The organism is Fibrivirga algicola (genome assembly GCF_011742925.1).
In the GTDB taxonomy this organism is placed as follows: domain Bacteria; phylum Bacteroidota; class Bacteroidia; order Cytophagales; family Spirosomataceae; genus Fibrella; species Fibrella algicola.
The window spans coordinates 1-273 of sequence record NZ_WAEL01000049.1; the positions used below are offsets into that span (position 1 = coordinate 1).

Sequence of the window (273 nt, forward strand, 5' to 3'; positions counted from 1 at the left end):
GGCATGTACCCAGCCGGCTGACCGAAGCCTACCACGTATGGTGTAGCAGGGGTCAGCCCAGTGAATGAGTATAGACCAGATGCGTTCGTTGTCGTTGTCGCGATAGCCGAGCCGTTGGTGTAGAGGGTCACCACTACACCTGGGATGGCCACATCACCCGCGTCCTGAATGCCATTGGCATTCTTGTCTTCGAAGACGTAGTCACCCAAGCCTGCCGTTGGCTGGTAGAAACCAGCGTCCAGGGTGGTGTTACTCTCACCCGACGACAGGGTC

General features: G+C 57.9%; 1 protein-coding gene. It reads right to left on the reverse strand.

Annotated features, from left to right (window positions below; all coding sequences use genetic code 11):
* The coding region (locus F7231_RS27155; protein WP_166694349.1) for an SdrD B-like domain-containing protein at positions 1 to 273 on the reverse strand (273 nt) is incomplete at both ends.